Source organism: Type-A symbiont of Plautia stali (assembly GCF_059731155.1).
The window spans coordinates 1,700,554-1,719,505 of sequence record NZ_AP035891.1; the positions used below are offsets into that span (position 1 = coordinate 1,700,554).

General features: G+C 57.0%; 14 protein-coding genes and 3 pseudogenes. 3 read left to right on the forward strand and 14 right to left on the reverse strand.

What is annotated here, in order from left to right:
• Positions 1-2: 2 nt before the first annotated feature.
• A complete protein-coding gene (gene cmoM / locus AC6I8M_RS09170; RefSeq protein ID WP_010618783.1) occupies positions 3-773 on the reverse strand; it encodes a tRNA uridine 5-oxyacetic acid(34) methyltransferase CmoM in 771 nt (256 codons plus the stop codon).
• 124 nt (positions 774-897) lie between these two features.
• Here cmoM and elyC point away from each other — a divergent pair.
• Positions 898-1,684 (forward strand): annotated as a pseudogene (gene elyC, locus AC6I8M_RS09175) (envelope biogenesis factor ElyC).
• Here elyC and AC6I8M_RS09180 read toward each other — a convergent pair.
• The 13 genes and pseudogenes from AC6I8M_RS09180 to serC form a co-directional block, all read right to left on the reverse strand.
• Positions 1,664-2,569 (reverse strand): YcbJ family phosphotransferase, encoded by a 906-nt coding sequence (locus AC6I8M_RS09180; RefSeq protein WP_022547565.1) that lies wholly within the window; start codon positions 2,567-2,569, stop codon positions 1,664-1,666. The pseudogene elyC and the gene AC6I8M_RS09180 sit on opposite strands and share 21 nt — an antisense overlap.
• 109 nt (positions 2,570-2,678) lie before the next feature.
• Positions 2,679-3,428 carry a 3-deoxy-manno-octulosonate cytidylyltransferase gene (gene kdsB, locus AC6I8M_RS09185; RefSeq protein WP_010618269.1) on the reverse strand — a complete coding sequence of 250 codons (750 nt, stop codon included), beginning with the start codon at positions 3,426-3,428 and terminating at the stop codon, positions 2,679-2,681.
• Positions 3,425-3,607: a Trm112 family protein gene (locus AC6I8M_RS09190; RefSeq protein ID WP_010618270.1), complete on the reverse strand. Its 183-nt coding sequence runs from the start codon at positions 3,605-3,607 to the stop codon at positions 3,425-3,427. Before AC6I8M_RS09190 ends, kdsB begins: the two co-directional genes overlap by 4 nt.
• Positions 3,608-3,712: 105 nt before the next feature.
• Positions 3,713-4,907, reverse strand: a pseudogene (locus tag AC6I8M_RS09195) (winged helix-turn-helix domain-containing protein).
• 20 nt (positions 4,908-4,927) lie between these two features.
• Positions 4,928-5,929, reverse strand: a complete 1,002-nt coding sequence (lpxK, locus tag AC6I8M_RS09200) for a tetraacyldisaccharide 4'-kinase (protein ID WP_010618273.1) — start codon at positions 5,927-5,929, stop codon at positions 4,928-4,930.
• Positions 5,926-7,674 carry a lipid A ABC transporter ATP-binding protein/permease MsbA gene (gene msbA, locus AC6I8M_RS09205; RefSeq protein ID WP_010618274.1) on the reverse strand — a complete coding sequence of 583 codons (1,749 nt, stop codon included), beginning with the start codon at positions 7,672-7,674 and terminating at the stop codon, positions 5,926-5,928. The genes lpxK and msbA overlap by 4 nt, the downstream gene beginning before the upstream one ends.
• Positions 7,675-7,677: 3 nt before the next feature.
• The gene (locus AC6I8M_RS09210; protein ID WP_318285127.1) at positions 7,678-8,541 is read right to left on the reverse strand and encodes a DNA internalization-related competence protein ComEC/Rec2; all 864 of its coding nucleotides are present in this window, start codon (positions 8,539-8,541) and stop codon (positions 7,678-7,680) included.
• On the reverse strand, positions 8,468-9,937 hold the full coding sequence (locus tag AC6I8M_RS09215; protein WP_318285128.1) for a DNA internalization-related competence protein ComEC/Rec2: 1,470 nt from the start codon (positions 9,935-9,937) through the stop codon (positions 8,468-8,470). Before AC6I8M_RS09215 ends, AC6I8M_RS09210 begins: the two co-directional genes overlap by 74 nt.
• 232 nt (positions 9,938-10,169) lie before the next feature.
• A complete protein-coding gene (gene ihfB, locus AC6I8M_RS09220) occupies positions 10,170-10,454 on the reverse strand; it encodes an integration host factor subunit beta (RefSeq protein WP_010618275.1) in 285 nt (94 codons plus the stop codon).
• Positions 10,455-10,540: 86 nt separating this feature from the next.
• Entirely contained in the window at positions 10,541-12,214 is a 1,674-nt protein-coding gene (rpsA, locus tag AC6I8M_RS09225; RefSeq protein ID WP_498013803.1) for a 30S ribosomal protein S1, read from the reverse strand.
• Between the two features lie 122 nt (positions 12,215-12,336).
• The gene (gene cmk / locus AC6I8M_RS09230) at positions 12,337-13,017 is read right to left on the reverse strand and encodes a (d)CMP kinase (RefSeq protein WP_010618277.1); all 681 of its coding nucleotides are present in this window, start codon (positions 13,015-13,017) and stop codon (positions 12,337-12,339) included.
• Positions 13,018-13,215: 198 nt separating this feature from the next.
• Positions 13,216-14,502, reverse strand: coding sequence for a 3-phosphoshikimate 1-carboxyvinyltransferase (aroA, locus tag AC6I8M_RS09235; protein WP_010618278.1), 1,287 nt, complete (start codon positions 14,500-14,502; stop codon positions 13,216-13,218).
• A gap of 85 nt (positions 14,503-14,587) precedes the next feature.
• Complete coding sequence (gene serC, locus AC6I8M_RS09240) at positions 14,588-15,673, reverse strand: 3-phosphoserine/phosphohydroxythreonine transaminase (RefSeq protein WP_010618279.1); 1,086 nt, start codon at positions 15,671-15,673, stop codon at positions 14,588-14,590.
• A 316-nt stretch (positions 15,674-15,989) separates the two neighbouring features.
• Here serC and ycaO point away from each other — a divergent pair, with 316 nt between their 5' ends.
• Positions 15,990-17,786, forward strand: coding sequence for a 30S ribosomal protein S12 methylthiotransferase accessory factor YcaO (ycaO, locus tag AC6I8M_RS09245; RefSeq protein ID WP_058948800.1), 1,797 nt, complete (start codon positions 15,990-15,992; stop codon positions 17,784-17,786).
• Positions 17,787-18,100: 314 nt separating this feature from the next.
• Positions 18,101-18,948 (forward strand): annotated as a pseudogene (focA, locus tag AC6I8M_RS09250) (formate transporter FocA).
• Positions 18,949-18,952 lie beyond the last annotated feature (4 nt).

Genomic DNA, 18,952 nt, shown 5'->3' on the forward strand with positions numbered 1-18,952 from the left:
TTCTACCTAGGTTTGCGCGCAGTCACGTGGATATAGCGCCCTAAGCTCAAAAAGGGCTCCTGACGACAGTAGCGCCGTTCCATCTCAATAATTTCCTCAACGCTCTTCCCGGCGCCGGGCTGCGGCTTCATGTAGTCACTGAACACGCGGATACCGGCACGCTGCTCGGTGATAAATCCGCATTGCGTCAGCCAGCGCTGTACATCGTCAGGATCGCGGGGGAAATCCGGCGACAGCGTGCGTTTTTTGCGCTTGTTCATGTTGGCGCGCAGATAGCCGAAATTGCCGAGCGTCAGGGTGCGGAACGTCAGGCCGTGCGCGTTATAAAACATTAGCGACAGCACACCACCGGGTTTCAGCGTATGCCACAGCGCCTGCAGCACCGCCAGCGGATCCTCCACCCACTCAAGCACAGCGTGAAACAATACCAGATCCACCGGCTTATCCAAATGTTCGCCAACCTGCTGAGCGCTAATTTGTTTGAATTGCATGCTGTGGCTCACACCTGCGCTGTGCGCATGGGCGGCGGCCAGCTTGAGCATCTCGCCCGACAGGTCGCACAGCAGTACCTGATGCCCCTTCGCGGCGAGGCCGCTGGAGATCTGTCCGACGCCGCCACCGGCATCCAGCACCGTCAGCGGGCCGGCGGGCAGCGTCGGCAGAATGGCGTCCTGCTCATCCCAGATGATCGCCTGACGTACCTGGCCTTTACGGGTGCCATAAATATTTTGCGAGAATTTATCCGCCAGATCGTCAAAGTTACGATCCTGCATGGTGATGGCTCCGCTTTGCTGCATTCAACTTGTGCTATTTTGTCACAGGCTCAACAAGAATGAACCTTTCATGCCGCAGTAACTGTCTGGCTGCTGTTTTTTCGGACAAAAGGAGACGCTTTCGATGTTTTTTGCCTTAAAAAAATGGATTGGCGCGATGCTACTGCCTTTGCCATTGCTGTTAACGCTTATGGCGGCAGAACTTTTACTGCTCTGGTTCAGCCGCTGGCAAAAAAGCGGCAAAATCCTTATCTTATTGAGCTGGCTGATGCTGTTACTGCTGAGTTTGCAACCGGTGGCCGATCGGCTGCTAGCACCGCTGGAAAACCAGTATGCTACGTGGAATGGCAGCGAGCCGGTGGACTATATCGTGGTGCTGGGCGGGGGCTACACCTATAATCGGCAGTGGGCACCGAGCTCCAACCTGCTGAACAACAGCCTTGCCGCGCGTGACCGAAGGCGTCTGCCAGTGGCGGCGCTATCCTCAGGCCAAAATGATCTTCACCGGTGCCGCTGCGGGCTACAATCCGCGCAGCAACGCCAGCGTTGCCGCCGATGTGGCGCGCAGCCTTGGCGTGCCCGACGATGCCATTATCGTGCTGGATCAACCGCATGACACCGGCGAAGAAGCGCTGGCGGTGAAGCAGACCATCGGGCAGCAGCCGTTTCTGCTGGTGACGTCTGCCAACCATCTGCCACGCGCCATGCACTTTTTCCAGAGCGCCGGCCTGAATCCGCTACCGGCACCGGCTAACCAGCTGGCGATCACCTCACCGATCAGCGTCTGGGATCGCACGCTGCCCTCACTGCTGTGGCTCAGCCATAGCCAGCGCGCGGTATATGAAACACTGGGGCTGATCTGGCAGCGGCTGCGCGGCAGTGGCGAACATTCAGCCGAGCCAGGGGAGTAGCTGCGCGCGGGCATGGTCAAAGCGCGGGCGGTCAAACTGGCCGCTGCTGACCAGCGTGTCAACGCAATCCCACAGCTGATAGAACCAGCGGCGCCAGACGAAACCTTCATCCACCGGCGCGCACTGTAAATAGTGCTGCAGCAGCGATGCTTCAGCACCGTTTTCCGCCAGGCGCATTAGCTCATACTCACGCGGTGCCCACAAAATGGTGCCCGGCTGGGTCATCGCCACCAGCTGATCGCTGTGCGGGTCTTTCAGCATACTGGCGAGACGCAGATTGCCGTGCATTAGCACACACGGGTCGTCAAAGCCAGCAAACAGCTGCGCCAGCTGTTCGCGGCTGCGAAACAGAATCTGGCGATCGGCAGGGGTAAATCCGGGGGGGGGGGAGGGGAGCGACAAATAGCCCAGCGTGGACCACAGCACTTCCACCCGCTGGCGATACCACGCCGGCCAGCGATTTTCCTGCACGCTGTCAACGCTGCCGACCAAGCCATGGCTGTCAATGCGGTGCCACGCCAGCAGCCCTTCGACAATCTGTTCACACAGCTGCTCCCAGCGCGCTGCCGTGCGCGCTGGCGCTTCGGCCGATACACCATTTAAGCGCGCCAGCAGCAGCATTTCATGCGCCGGTGGTTGCTGACTCAAAACCAGGCCGTATACCGTGGGCAGCGTAATCAGCCCTTCATGCGCCAGCATGGTGAGTTTTTTCGCTTCGAGCGCGGCGCGTCCCTGATGACGAAAATATTTCGCTACCAGCGGCATCGGCTTACCGTGGTCATCATAGAGGGCGTAAAAACGCGATTGTGCCTGTTCGCTGATGGTTTCCAGCCGGCTAACGCCTTCGCCCAGCACCAGCGCCAGTTCTGCACGAAGTTGTTCCATGGAAGAGTTCTCCGGAGTTAACTCATTGCACCATCCTGGAGGTCATGACGGCGCGAAACTTAGCGCCAGATCAAACTTTGCGGCCAGCCGGGTCGCTGGCCGCTGACAATCACGCCTGCATCGCTTCACGCACGCGCAGCAGATCGTCCGGCGTATCCACACCAACGCTCGGCACGGTGGCCGCTACCGCCACGTGGATCTTTTCGCCGTACCACAGCACGCGCAGCTGCTCCAGCAACTCGATTTGCTCCAGCGCACAGGGTTGCCATGCCATATAGCGACGGATGAAACCGGCGCGATAGGCATAGATACCGATGTGGCGCAGCAGCGTGTCGCCAATCTGCTCACGCGACTGCGCGTAACGTTCGCGATCCCACGGAATGGTCGCACGTGAAAAATAGAGCGCATAGCCGCTGGCATCGGTGACCACTTTTACCGCGTTGGGATTGAACGCCTCTTCTGCCTCATGAATCGGTACCGCCAGCGTGGCCATGCCGGCATCCGCCTGGGCCAGATTTTCCGCGACCTGACGCACAATCTCCGCCGGTATCATCGGCTCGTCGCCCTGCACGTTCACGATGATGGTATCGTCAGCAAACTGATACTTTTCAATCACCTCGGCCAGACGCTCGGTACCAGAGTGATGGTCGGCACGCGTCATGCAGACTTCCACACCGGCAGCGGTCACCGCCGCCGCCACGTCAGGATGATCGGTGGCCACAATGACCCGCTCGGCGCCGGACTCACGTGCACGCTCCATCACGTGCACCACCATCGGTTTACCGTGAATATCCAGCAGCGGTTTGCCCGGCAGGCGCGTGGAGGCGTAGCGTGCCGGAATAATCGCCACGAAACTCATGGATGAATCTCTTCAACGGACAGGGTGCGCGCTTCTACTTCCAGCAATACCGGAATACCGTCACGCACCGGGAATGCCAGGCCGTCAGGTTTGCAGATCAACTCCTGCTGCTCTTTGTTGTAATACAGTTTTCCGTTGCAGACCGGACAGGCCACAATCTCAAGTAAACGGTGATCCATACTTTTCTCCTTTCAGGACCGATACGTCAGAGGATTAGCATACCATAGCGCAATCAGGGACGGCGCGCCGCCATCGGCTTATATGCTGACGTGCCAGCGCGTGGACTAGGCGGCCCGCAGCGCATCGGGCGCGTTTTCCAGCACCACTTCGCTGGCGCCCTGCCAAGCGGCGAAGCGGTTGATGGCTTTATGCACATCGGCGAGAAACTGCTGGCTCACGCGCACGCCGGGCTCTAGCCAGAAGGCCCGCAAAATCAGGCGCTGCGCCTAGCGATCCATTTTGGCATCGACGCGCCCCTTCAGTACGCCGCGGTGCAGCAGCGGCAGGACAAAATAGCCGTATTTGCGTTTGTGCTCCGGCGTATAGCACTCGATGCGGTAGTCAAAATTAAACAACTCAAGCGCGCGGCGGCGATCCCATACCACCGGATCAAACGGTGACAGCAGCGCGCTGTGCGTGGCGGCCTGCGGCTGCGCCAGTTGCGGCAGCAGCGTATGGTGCAGCCACATCTCGCCCAGTTGCTCAACCTCAACGCGCTGAATAACGCCCTGCTCAGCGGCCTGCGCCAGCCAGATTGCGATGGGCGCGCGTTTCAGACGGTAGTAATCGGCCAGCCAGCTGGCACGGAAAATGCCGAGGCTGCGCGCGCTGTGATCCAGCATCTGCATCACCGCCTCGTTCTCGCTCAGCGCATGCTCCTCGTCGCGCCAGCGCGGCATCACCCGACTACGCAGATCGTAGACGCGCTGGAAGTTACGGCGCTCGACAACCATCAGTTCACCGGCGCTAAACAGGTTCTCCAGATGTCGCTTGTGCGGCTTCCACGCCCACCAGCCGGGTTTGGTGTGCTTGTCGCTGGCAAAATCAGCGGCGCGTACCGGACCGGTGGCGGCGATATGTTGCAGCAGATCGGCGATCTCCTGCTGATGCTGATCCACCCATTGCTGATTGTATTTCCAGCCCAGGCGCTGCGGTGCCAGCATCCGGTGACGCAGCAGCGGATAATCTTCAAAAGGGATAAAACAGGCTTCATGCGCCCAGTATTCAAACAGCGCGCCCGCCGCCAGCGTTTGCTCCAGCCACTCAGCAGGAAAAGCGCCTAGGCGGCTGAACAGCAACCAGATACGGACTGCGCGCGGCCACATTAATGGTATCGATTTGCAGCAGCGACATATCTGCCGCACACAGGCGTGAATATCGGCAAAACGCGCCTGGCGGCGCGGCGGGCGTAGCAGGCACCTGGGCAGAGAGGTGCAGGTTGCGGGCGGTTTGCAGAGAGAGGGAATGCGTGCTGGTCATTACGTCGTCCCTTTGGATTGTTAGCGCGACCGGGCGTCGCGCGCAGCCGTACAGAGTTGAGTCAGATTGGCCAGCAATGCGGCCAGCGGCGCGCCCGCCAGATGCGCATCCACCGGCAGATACCACCAGTTAGCGCGGGCAAAATGGCGGCATTTGACCGCGTCTTTTTCTGTCATCAGCAGGCACTGTGCATCCTGGGTCAGGCTGCGTAACTCTTCTTCGCTATAAGCGTGGTGATCGGCAAAGGCAATCTCTGCCACCGGCTGCACGCCCAGCTGCTGCAGCGTAGTGAAGAAACGCGGCGGATGACCGATGCCGGCCATCGCGACAATGGCCGGCAGCTGCGTTAGCGCAGCCTGTTCGCCGGTCAGCAGATTGACCGCCAGACCCGGCTGCAGCGTCATGGCGATCTCGCCAGCCTGCGCGCTGCCCCCGTTGACCACCACGGCATCGACCTGCTCCAGCCGTGACGCGCGTTCACGCATCGGTCCGGCCGGTAACCACCAGCCGTTGCCAAAGCGGCGCACGCCATCCACGACGACGATTTCGCGATCACGCTGCAGCGCATAGTGCTGCAGGCCATCATCCGTCACAATCACATCCAGCGGATGCGCCGCCAGCAGGGCCTCGATTGCCAGCCGGCGCTGCGGTGCTACTGCGACCGGCACCTGGGTGCGCTGGGCGATCAGCACCGGTTCATCACCAGCCTGTTCCGTCGCGGTATCCTGATTGACCAGCAGCGGATAGCGTTCCGCTTTACCGCCGTAACCACGCGACACCACGCCCGGACGCAGCCCCTGCTGTTGCAGCGCCTGCACCAGCCAAATCACCAGCGGTGTTTTGCCGTTGCCGCCCGCGGTCAGGTTGCCAACGACAATGACCGGACAGGGCGCGCGCCAGCGGGTACGCCAGCCGCGCTGATAGCTCAGGCGAATCAGCCAGGTGATAGCGCCATACAGCAGACTCAGCGGCCACAACAGCAGCCACAGCGGCGAGCGTCCGCTCCAGATACGTTCAATCATTGACCGAACTGCAGTTTGTGCAGCTGCGCGTAAGCGCCTTTCTGCGCCAGCAGCACCTCATGGGTGCCGCGTTCCACGATACGCCCATCCTCGACCACCACGATTTCGTCGGCCTTTTCAATGGTGGAGAGACGGTGCGCAATCATCAGCGACGTACGGTTCTTTTGCAGCTCGTCCAGCGCCGACTGGATGGCGCGTTCGGATTCGGTATCCAGCGCCGAAGTGGCTTCGTCCAGAATCAAAATCGGGCAGTCACGCAGCAGCGCACGGGCAATGGCGATACGCTGACGCTGGCCGCCAGACAGCAGCACGCCGTTTTCACCAATGACCGTATCGAGACCGTTATTCATCTTGTTGATGAAGTCCATGGTGTGCGCCATGGTCGCCGCCTGCTCGATTTGCTCGCGGGTGTATTCACCGTTGCGCGCATAAGCGATGTTATTGGCGATGGTGTCGTTGAACAGATGGACGTTCTGCGAGACCAGCGCCACCTGATTACGCAGCGAGCGCAGGGTATATTCCCGCAGGTCGTGGCCATCCAGCAGAATCTCGCCCTCGTTGATATCGTAAAAACGCGTCAGCAGGCTGGCCATGGTGGATTTACCCGAGCCGGAACGGCCCACCAGCGCCACGGTTTTACCCGCGGGCAGCGTGAGATTAATATCACGCAGCGCCGGAATGTCGCGGCCCGGATAGGTAAAGGTCACGTTGCGGAATTCAACATCCCCTTTCGCACGCGTGATTTCGCGTTTGCCGTTGTCGATCTCCTGCTCGCTATCCAGAATGGTGAACAGCGTCTGACATGCCGCCATGCCGCGCTGGAACTGGGCGTTGACGTTGGTCAGCGATTTCAGCGGACGCATCAGGGCGATCATCGACGAGAACACCACGGTAATGGTACCGGCAGTCAGGGTATCCATTACGCTCGGGAAGCTGGCCGCATACAGCACAAAAGCCAGCGCCAGCGATGCGATCAGCTGGATTACCGGATCGGAAATCGAAGAGGCCGAGACCAGTTTCATACCCTGCTGGCGCATTTTATTGCTCACCTGCGAGAAACGCTCAGCTTCCACTTCCTGTCCGCCAAAAATCAGCACTTCTTTATGCCCTTTCAGCATCTGCTCAGCACTGGTGGTCACCTGCACCATGGTGTTCTGCATATTTTTACTGATGCTGCGGAAACGCTTGGAGACGGTGCGGATGGCAAAAGAGACCAGCGGCGCCAGCAGGATCAGAATCAGTGACAGCTGCCAGCTGTAGTAGAACATCATGATGAACAGGCCAATAATCGACGCGCCTTCGCGTACCACCGTCACCAGCGCGCTGGAGGAGGAAGAGGCCATCTGTTCAGAATCGTAGGTAATACGCGACAGCAGCGTACCGGTAGACTGCTGGTCAAAGAACGCAACCGGCATGCCCATCATGTGGTCGAACAGGCGACGGCGCATGTTCATCACCACATTGCCGGAGACCCATGAGATGCAGTAACTGGAGATATAACTGGTTACGCCGCGGATCAGCATCAGGCCGATGACTGCCAGCGGCATCCACAGCAGAACGGATTTGTCGGCTTTGCCGAAACCATCATCCAGTAAAGGTTTCAACAGGGAGAGCATTAGGGTGTCGCCTGCCGCATTGAGTATCAGCGCCACGGCGGACACAATCAGGCCAGCCTTGTGCGGTGCAATCATCGGCCAGAGTCGGCGAAATGTCTGCCACGTTGAGAGGTCTTTGTCTTGATGCATTATTTATTCACGCTGTTTGAAATAGCCGCTCATTCTACCTGGAATCGCGTTTGACGCCAAACCACTGATGATACCAGCGGGGATTATTTGCTCTCTTAACTCCTTAATCTGCCAGCGACCCTGCCGTATCGCGATGTGAATCTGGCCTGATTGCGCAGTGTCATACCAGCGATAGCCCTGCTCACGGTAACGCTGGACCACGGCGACGGCGGGCATACGCCTGGCGTTATAGCGCACCAGCGAAGCCAGCGCCGCCTGCCCGGCAACACTCCGTAACAGTAAAGCGCCGGAGGAGCTCCGGCTGCCATGATGGGACACCTGGATAACAGTGGATTGTAAGCCGTCCTTTTCCAGGGCGACCAGCTTGCGCTCCGCCTCCAGCTCAATGTCCCCGGTCAGTAACAGGCTGAACTGACCATCATCCACGCGCACCACGCAGGAGTCGTTATTTTGCCCGGCGGTCTGCGCGTGCGGCGGCCATAGCACGTGAAAGTGCAAACGTCCCCACTGCCACTGCTGGCCGCGATAGCACGGCAGATGCCCGGGCTCGCCGAGCGCGCTGCGTACCCGCAGACCAGGCTGCGCCTGTTGCAGCGCGGCTAATCCACCACGGTGATCGAGATGCTTGTGGCTCAGGATCACCCCTTGCAGTTGGCGCCCGGTGTAGTGCAGCCAGGGTAACAGAACGCGCCCGCCCGCATTGTCCTCTGCCCAACCGGGTCCGCTGTCATACAGCATCACCTCATTTCCCTGACTGATCGCCACCGCCAGACCATGTCCGACATCGATCATGTCAATCTGCCAGTCGTCCTGCTGGGCATTGCTGCGCCAGAACCACAGCGAGAGCAACAGCGCGCAGCAAGGCATCAGCGCCCTCGCGAGCAAGCCGCTGGGCCCACAGCGCCAGCCCGGCCCAGAGCAGCAGCACCGCCGGCAGCGTATCGCTCCAGCGCCACCAGCCGGCGGGCAGCCACGCCAGCCCCTGCATCACCAGGCTGACCGACAGATCGGCCAGCTGCCATAGCGGAATGGCGATTGCAGGCAGCGGCAACAGCATCGCCAGCAGAATCAGCGGTACGGTAATCAGCGACACCACCGGCACCGCCAGCAGGTTGGCCACTAGTGCGCTCAGGCTGAGCCCGTGGAACAGAAAGATCTGCAGCGGCGCCATCAGAATCATCATGCCCAATTGCAGGTGCAGCAGTCGCAGCACTAGCCAGCGGCGCGGCTGGCGGAAACGCGGCGGCAGAGGAAACCACTGAAACCACAGTATCAGCATCGCCACGGCCAGCGCCGACAGCCAGAAGCTCTCTGACAGCACCGTCAGCGGATCAAGCCATAACAAACTCCCCACGCAGAGCGCCCACACCTGCCAGTTGCTCAGTTGCCAGCCAGCTATACGCGTCGCCAGCCACAGCGTTAACGCCAGCATCGCGCGCTGTGCCGGCGGATGACTGCCGGAGATCCAGCAATAGGCTGCCGCCGTTAACCCGCTGATCAGCAGCGGCATCAGATAGCCGATCTGCCTGGCAGGTAACACTAACTGGATGACGCGCGCCAGTAGCCAGCCTACGCTGGCCGCCAGCGCGATCTGCATGCCGGAGATTGCCATCAGGTGCGCGGTACCGGTTTCGCGCAGCAATGTTCGCTGGGCCGGGGTCATCGCATCACGCACGCCAAAGGCCAGTGCCTGTATTATCGCGGGCTGCGTTAATCCGGTGAAACGAGCCAGATGATGATCGATAAAACGCGTCCGCCAGTTGCAGCGCAGAGACTCAGCCTGCTGGCTGACAATACGCCCCTGCAGCGCGCTGTGGTTAGCAATGGCAAAACGTTGCAGATCAAATTCGCCCTCGTTGAGCCGGGCGTGCACCGCACGTAGCCGCAGCTGCATCTGCCAGCGCTGTCCCGCACACCAGACGACCTCATCACTGACATTACGCAGCGTGACAAACAACGGTGGAAAGATGTAGCGATCACCTGCCCGGATTATCTGCGCCGTGAGCTGGTTCTTCGCGGGATTCACTGCAGTTATCTTGAGCGTGGCCGCCACCGGTGCCACGGTCAGTTGCTCAAGGTTATCGACCGTCTGACGCGCCTCGATCAATGCCCAGCTCAACAGCAGCAAGCCCAGGCCAGCGTAGCGCAAGAGCATTACTGACGTACATGCCAGCAACCGTGCGCTTATTAACAGCAGCACAATGGTGCTGTAAGCGGGGATCTGCGGCAGCATACCCAGCGGCAGCGCCGCGAGGAGCATCATTCTGGCTACCACTGTTATTGTCACGCGCACGCCCTCTTCTGTCATTGCCCCGGATTGTGCGTGCTGGCAGAGGCAAAAGCATGCGGCTAAATTTCGATTTCAGAGAGGGATTACGCGCAGTTTATGGTTGTTGCAGGGGATGAACAGCAACATGGAAGCAGGATCGCAAACCTGAACGCGAGGCAAAAAAAAACGATACCTAAAGGTGTCGTTTTTATCGTTCGGTAACGGCTTAGCCGTAGATATTTGCACGGTCACGCAATTCTTTGCCTGGCTTGAAGTGGGGAACGTATTTACCTTCCAGTTCCACTTTGTCACCCGTTTTCGGGTTACGACCAGTGCGCGGTGCGCGGTAGTGCAAAGAAAAGCTGCCGAATCCCCGGATTTCAATGCGCTCGCCCTGGGCCAGCGTAGTGGCCATGTGCTCGAGCATCTCTTTGACCGCATCCTCAACGACTTTCGCCGGGATATGAGTATGCTGGCCGGCAAGTCTTTCAATCAGTTCTGACTTGGTCATGTAACCTCCGGTTAATCCCTGTTTGGAAAGGTATGACAGCTTTTACCGAAACCGGACGATTTTGACCGTCCGGTGCTTCGGGTCGATTACTCGCCTTTAGCCGCTTTGAACGCTTCAGCCATTGCGTTAGAGAAGCTGCCATCTTCCTGTTTGGTGTTAACAGTGTTGATAGCTTCTTTCTCGTCAGCCTGGTCTTTAGCACGAACAGACAGGCTCACAACGCGGTTCTTACGGTCAACGCCGGTGAATTTCGCTTCAACGTCGTCGCCTACACTCAGAACCTGAGTGGCGTCTTCGATGCGGTCCAGAGAAGCTTCAGAAGCGCGTAGGTAACCTTCTACGCCGTCAGCTAATTCTACTGTAGCACCTTTAGCGTCAACTGCAGTGACTTTACCAGTCACGATTGCGCCTTTCTTGTTCAGGGTGATGTAGTTGTTGAATGGATCTTCAGCCAGCTGCTTCACGCCCAGAGAAATACGCTCACGCTCTGCGTCAACCTGCAGTACAACGGCAGCGATTTCGTCGCCTTTTTTGTACTCACGAACGGCTTCTTCGCCAGTCGCGTTCCAGGAGATGTCAGACAGGTGAACCAGACCGTCGATGCCACCGTCCAAGCCGATGAAGATACCGAAGTCAGTGATTGACTTGATTTTACCTTCAACGCGATCGCCTTTGTTGTGGGTCTCTGCGAACTGCTGCCATGGGTTAGATTTGCACTGCTTCAGACCTAGGGAGATACGACGACGCTCTTCGTCGATGTCCAGAACCATAACTTCAACCACGTCACCTACGTTGACAACTTTAGATGGGTGGATGTTCTTGTTGGTCCAGTCCATTTCAGACACGTGTACCAAGCCTTCAACGCCTTCTTCGATTTCAACGAAGCAGCCGTAGTCAGTCAGGTTGGTCACGCGACCGGTCAGTTTGGTACCTTCCGGATAACGCTTAGCGATAGCTACCCATGGATCTTCGCCCAGCTGTTTCAGGCCCAGAGATACACGAGTACGCTCGCGGTCGAACTTCAGCACTTTAACAGTGATTTCGTCGCCCACGTTGACGATTTCGCCTGGATGCTTAACGCGCTTCCACGCCATATCGGTGATGTGCAGCAGGCCGTCAACGCCACCTAGGTCAACGAATGCGCCGTAGTCAGTGAGGTTCTTAACGATACCTTTGACTTCCATGCCTTCCTGCAGGTTTTCCAGCAGCTGATCGCGCTCAGCGCTGTTTTCAGATTCGATAACCGCGCGGCGAGAAACCACGACGTTGTTACGCTTCTGATCAAGCTTGATTACTTTGAATTCAAGCTCTTTGCCTTCCAGGTGCAGCGTGTCGCGGACCGGACGGACGTCAACCAGTGAACCTGGCAGGAACGCACGAATACCGTTCAGCTCAACTGTGAAGCCACCTTTAACTTTGCCGTTGATAACACCGGTAACAGTTTCAGCGTCTTCGTAAGCTTTTTCCAGCGTGATCCAAGCTTCGTGACGTTTAGCTTTCTCACGGGACAGCAGGGTTTCACCGAAGCCGTCTTCTACTGCATCCAGAGCAACGTCAACTTCGTCGCCCACCTGGATTTCCAGTTCGCCGGCTGCGTTCTTGAACTGTTCTGCAGGGATAGCAGATTCAGATTTCAGACCCGCATCAACCAGCACGACGTCTTTGTCGATAGCAACAACGACACCACGAACGATGGAACCCGGACGGGTTTCGATTTCTTTCAGGGACTCTTCAAAGAGTTGAGCAAAAGATTCAGTCATATTGATAATCTTAGGATTCTTCAATTTAACGTCCACCTGACGTCATTGTCGGATGGGGTTGTTTCACATGCCCTGCACCGCTTCCCTGGCACAGGGTTACTACAATTCGGTCGCCGAAAAGATCAAATGCCCAGCTTCTGGCGGGCATAATCTAGTGCCTTTTCAATCACTTGATCAATGGTCATGCTGGTTGAATCCAGCACCAGAGCATCAGCGGCTGGCACTAAAGGCGCGATGGCGCGGTTACGATCGCGGTCATCGCGTTCCTTTATCTCGGATAAAAGGCGATCAAAGTTAACACTAAAGCCCTTTTCCTGCAACTGTAGCATACGGCGATGCGCACGCTCTTCGGAGCTGGCATCAAGGAAAATGTTAACGGGCGCGTCCGGGAAAACCACGGTGCCCATATCACGTCCATCGGCGATTAAACCCGGCTCCTCGCGGAAAGCACGCTGTCGGCGCAGCAAGGCTTCACGCACGCGCGGAAATGCCGCCACGCGCGACGCCGTATTGCTCACTTCCTGGGTGCGGATTTCGCCGGTGACATCCTCACCTTCCAGCACTACCTGCATTTCACCGTCTACCGACAGAAAGCGCACGTCAAGGTGCGCCGCCATTGGCACCAGCGCGTCTTCGGACTCGATATCCACCTGATGATGCAGCGCGGCCAGAGCCAGTGCGCGATAAATAGCCCCTGAATCCAGCAGGTGCCACTGCAACGACTCCGCCATCGCTTTACATAAAGTCCCTTTACCCGCGCCGCTTGGGCCATCAATGGTAATTACCGGGGCGATTGCCGTCATTGTTCTCTCCTGTTGCTGCGTGCTGATGATCAGCCTTCTTGGCTGTCTGGATTGCGCGGCATTATACGCTGCCCGCGTCCGCTTGGTTACCCTTTAGCGTAGACAGTGCCAGAAATTTCGACAGTTTCAGAACAATTTCCCGCCAGTGAGGCCAGCAGAGGGTTCAGAAGCCCGGCACAGCGGTACCGGACGGGCGGATTAGGATGCGTGGCTGATTTTTGCCAGCTGCTGGAAGTAATCCGGGAAGGTTTTTGCCGTACAGCCGGGATCGAGAATGGTTACCGGCGTGTCGGACAGTGCAACCAGCGAGAAACACATCGCCATACGGTGATCGTTGTACGTTCCGATATCGGCGTGCAGTAACTGCGCAGGCGGTGTGACGCGAATAAAATCGTGCCCCTCTTCCACTTCCGCCCCGACTTTACGCAACTCGGTTGCCATGGCCGCCAAGCGATCGGTTTCCTTTACGCGCCAGTTGTAGATGTTGCGCATCAGCGTGGTGCCTTTAGCAAACAGCGCGGTGGTAGCGATTGTCATTGCCGCATCCGGAATATGGTTCATGTCCATATCAATGGCGTTCAGCGCACCGCGCGTGCAGGCAATATAATCGTCGCCCCACTCGATCACCGCTCCCATCTTCTCCAGCACGTCGGCAAAACGGATATCGCCCTGCACACTGTTGCGGCTAATCCCGGTAACGCGCACCGTGCCGCCTCTGATTGCCGCAGCGGCAAGGAAATAGGACGCTGACGACGCATCGCCTTCCACCAGATAATCACCCGGCGACTGATACTGCTGCTGACCTTTCATCACAAAGCGCTGGTAGTGCTGATTATCAACGTCCACGCCAAAGCAACGCATCAGGTGCAGGGTGATATCAATGTAAGGTTTGGAAACCAGCTCGCCTTTAATGGTGATCGTGGTGTCGTTCTGTGCCAGCGGCGCGGTCATCAGCAGCGCCGTCAGGAACTGGCTGGAAACGCTGCCATCGACACTGACTTCGCCGCCAGTAAATCCGCCATTCAGACGCAGCGGCGGATAATCGGTTTGTTCGAGGTAATCAATGCGCGCGCCGCCCTGCCGTAACGCATCGACCAGATGGCCGATAGGACGCTCTTTCATGCGCGGTTCGCCGGTCAGCACCACCGACTGCTCGCCGAGGCACAGTGCTGCCGCCAGCGGACGCATCGCGGTTCCGGCATTGCCTAGAAACAATTCCAGCGGCTGATCAGCACGCAGCGGTCCACCGTTGCCGACCACTTCACACACGGTGCGATCGGCTGATAGGGTATAGCTGACCCCCAGCGCCTGCAGCGCATTAAGCATGTGTTTAACATCATCGCTGTCGAGCAGGTTGGTCAGGCGCGTGGTGCCGTTCGCCAGCGCGGCCAGTAACAGGGCGCGGTTTGATACGCTTTTTGAGCCTGGTAAGTTTACCGTGCCGTCAACGCGGGCAATCGGCTGTAAAGTCAGGGAGTCCTGCATGTGAAACAAAATCTCCAGAAATACGAGACCCTGTCCAGTGACAGGGTCTGATGCCAGCCGGGCAGGCTGGCACTAAAGTAGATAATTAACCGTGACGACGTTCGAAGTCGACCATGAATTCGGTCAGCGCTTTAACGCCTTCCAGCGGCATCGCATTGTAGATCGAGGCACGCATACCGCCAACCACACGGTGCCCCTTCAGCGCATGCAGGCCCGCCTTCAGTGATTCCTCAAGGAACAAGTTATCCAGCGCAGCATCGGCCAGCTGGAAAGGCACATTCATACGGGAACGGTTTTCACTGGCGACGTCGTTACGGTAGAAGCTGCTGCTATCAATCACGCCGTACAGCAGATCGGCTTTCGCCTGATTAACCTTGTCCATCTCTGCTACACCGCCCTTCTCTTTCAGCCATTTGAACACCAGGCCGGAGAGATACCAAGCAAACGTCGGCGGCGTGTTAAACATCGAATCGTTTTCGGCCAGCACTTTGTAGTCGAGAATGGATGGTACCCAGCGCTGCGCTTTGCCCAGCAGGTCATCACGCACCACCACCAGCGTCAGGCCAGCGGGACCGATGTTCTTCTGCGCGCCGGCATAAATCACGCCGTAGCGGCTGATGTCGAGTGGGCGGGACAGGATGGTCGAAGAGAGATCGGCCACCACCACTTTATCGCCGAAGTCTGGCTCTTCATCGATGGCAATACCGTCGATGGTTTCATTCGGGCAGAAATGCACATAAGCAGCATCATCGCTGAGCTGCCATTCACGCATCGGTAACAGTGCGCGTTTACCCTCACGGGTGGTTTTGATGTCAATGGCGTTCGGCAAGCAGAATTTTTCTGCTTCTTTAATAGCGCTGTGCGCCCAGTAGCCGCCGTCGATGTAATCCGCGCGGCTGACATCGCCCAGCAGATTGCCCGGGATTGCCGCGAACTGCGCACGCGCGCCGCCATGGCAGAATAATACTTTGTCGTTGGCCGGGATTTTCAGCAGATCGCGAAAATCCTGCTCCGCCGCTTCCGCGACTTCAATAAACTCTTTGCTGCGGTGACTGATTTCCATCACCGAGGTGCCTAAGCCATGCCAGTTTGTCAGTTCTTGTTCTGCACGACGAAGCACTTCCACCGGTAGCATTGCCGGTCCGGAGCTAAAATTATAAACTTGCGCCATTTCCCCTCACCATTGTCATATCGAACGGTTATGAATACCCCATCGGTTTTATCATTGCCTCCGGATGGCTGCAATCATTTATCCGGCAGCGATCACATTTCCAGAGCCCGCTCCACCGCAGCTTATGTCACAAATGTAATAAGCTACGGAATTTTGTGAGGCAGCCCGGTGAAGTAAAATCAGACAGCTGCCAGAGCGCGAAAAAGCCGTAACAATGCGTTGAGAAATTTGGCGGAGCAATAGCGAAGCAGGCGAAAAACCCGTATTATTTTATTGTGCGCTTTACGCCCAACCATCGACTTGAGAGAGCGCCACCATGACGCAAACGTTTATTCTAGGTAAAGACGCCGCACTGGAAGACTCCATCGCACGCTTCCAGCAGAAACTGCAGGATCTGGGTTTCAACATTGAAGAAGCTTCCTGGCTGAACCCGGTGCCGCACGTCTGGTCAGTGCACATTCGCGACCGCGACTGCCCGCTCTGTTTTACTAACGGTAAAGGCGCCAGTAAAAAAGCGGCGCTGGCCTCAGCGCTGGGCGAATATTTTGAACGCCTCTCAACCAACTACTTCTTTGCCGATTTCTGGCTGGGCGAAACCATCGCAAACGGCGACTTCGTGCACTACCCGAACGAGAAATGGTTCCCGCTGACCGACGATGACAGCCTGCCGGAAGGCATTCTGGATGCACGCCTGTGTAAGTTTTACGATCCGGAACAGAGCCTGAGCGCGTCCGATCTGGTGGATCTGCAGTCTGGTAATGCCGATCGCGGTATTTGCGGCCTGCCATTTACCCGCCAGTCCGATCAGCAAACCGTTTACATTCCGATGAACATCATCGGCAACCTGTATGTGTCTAACGGCATGTCGGCTGGCAACACCGCCAATGAAGCGCGCGTACAGGGCTTATCCGAAGTGTTTGAGCGCCATATAAAAAACCGCATTATCGCGAAATCCATCAGCCTGCCGGAAATTCCTGAAGCGGTGATGCAGCGCTATCTTGGCGTGGTGGAGGCTATCAATCGTCTTGAGGCGGAAGGTTTCCCGATTTTCTCCTATGACGCTTCGCTGGGCGGCAACTATCCGGTGATCTGTGTGGTGCTGTTCAACCCGGCTAACGGCACCTGCTTTGCCTCTTTTGGTGCCCATCCGGACTTTGGTGTCGCGCTGGAACGTACCGTCACCGAGTTGCTGCAGGGCCGCGGCCTGAAAGATCTCGACGTGTTTACCCCGCCCACCTTTGATGATGAAGAAGTGGCCGAACACGCTAACCTTGAAACCCACTTCATTGACTCCAGCGGCCTGATCTCTTGGGATATGTTCAAAGACGATGCCGACTATCCCTTTGTCGACTGGAGCTTTGCCGGCACCACCCATGAAGAGTTTGATACGCTGATGGCGATCTTCCGTGCGGAAAATAAAGAAGTGTATATCGCCGACTACGAACACCTAGGCGTTTACGCCTGCCGCATTATTGTGCCGGGCATGTCTGATATCTATCCTGCCGAAGATCTGCTGCTGGCGAATAACAACATGGGTGCATCACTGCGTGAAACGCTGCTGTCACTGCCGGCAACCCAGTGGCAACCCGAGGAGTATCTGGCTCTGATCGAACAGCTGGATGAAGAAGGCCATGATGACTTCACCCGCGTGCGTGAACTGCTGGGGCTGGCGACCGGCAAAGACAACGGCTGGTTCACGCTGCGTATTGGCGAGCTGAAAGCGATGCTAGCGCTGGCCGGTGGCGATCTGGATCAGGCGCTGATCTGGACGGAATGGACCATGGAGTTCAACCAGTCGATCTTCAGCCCTGAGCGTGCCAATTACTATCGCTGCCTGCAGACTCTGCTGCTGCTGGCGATGGAAGAAGATCGCGATCCGCTGCAGTATCATCGCGCCTTTGTGCGCATGTATGGCGAAGCCGCCGTCGGCGCCGCTTCTGCTGCCATCAGCGGTGAGGCGCCGTTCTACGGTCTGCAGGTGGTTGACCGCGATCTGCACGCGTTCCCGGCGCATCAGACACTGCTGGCCGCGTATGAAAAATTACAGGCGACAAAACGTCGTTACTGGTCTGCGAAAAAATCGGCTCATTTTGTCTGTGACGAATTAGCCTGAAAATTACCGGGCACTGTTAGCATGCAGTGCCCTTTTTTATGCCGCTGAAAATTTATCGTGCGCAGAAAATAATAAATAACAATTCACTATTATTGATAAACAGCATTTAACAAAACAGTGCTGAAGCCAGCCTCACCTTCAACTCATTTTGCATAAATCAAAAATCATTTATTAATTTTCAATGGCTTAATTGAATTTCGGTTCGTTTTGCGGCTTTGCTTAACCCTGCCGTTTCGGCAAATATGATCCACATCAACTCCTGACCTATACTCCTTTGTTAGTATCTTTACAGACAATTTCTGGAGAGCCTTAGTGTGAAAGCTGACAACCCTTTTAATTCATTATTACCGGCGGCGATGGCAAAAGTCGCAGAAGATGCCGGTGTCTATAAAGCGACTAAACATCCCTTAACCACCTTCTTTCTGGCTATTACCGCTGGCGTCTTTATTTCCATCGCCTTTGTGTTTTATATCACCGCCACGACCGGCAGCGGCACTATGCCGTACGGCATGGCCAAATTGATCGGTGGCATTTGCTTCTCACTGGGTGAGATGCTGGTGGTTGTCTGCGGCGCTGATTTGTTTACTTCAACGGTGCTGATTATGGTGGCAAAAGCCAGCGGACGCATTACCTGGCTGCAACTGGGCCGTCACTGGCTCAATGTCTACGTTGGCAACCTGTGCGGCGCGCTGATTTGGCTGGCCGGTGAGCATATGGTCGCAAATGGTGCCTGGGGATTGAATGTCTTACAGACCGCCGACCACAAAATGCATCATACGTTTATCGAAGCGGTAAGCCTCTATACACTGGCTAACCTGATGATGTGTCTGGCGGTGTGGATGAGCTACTCCGGCCGCAGCCTGCTCGACAAAATGGTGGCGATGATTTTACCGGTTGCGATGTTTGTAGCCAGCGGCTTTGAGCACAGCATCGCCAATATGTTCCTGATCCCGATGGCCATCATGATTCGCGATTTTGCCAGCCCGGAATTCTGGCAGATGACCGGTGCCAGCGCGGCGCAATTTCCTGCACTGGGCATTGGCGACTTTATTGTGTTAATAACCTGATTCCCGTAACCATCGGCAACATCATTGGCGGCGATCTGTTAGTCGGGTTGACCTATTGGGTTATCTATCTGCGCGACGGTGAGTCCGCGCACTGAGTCA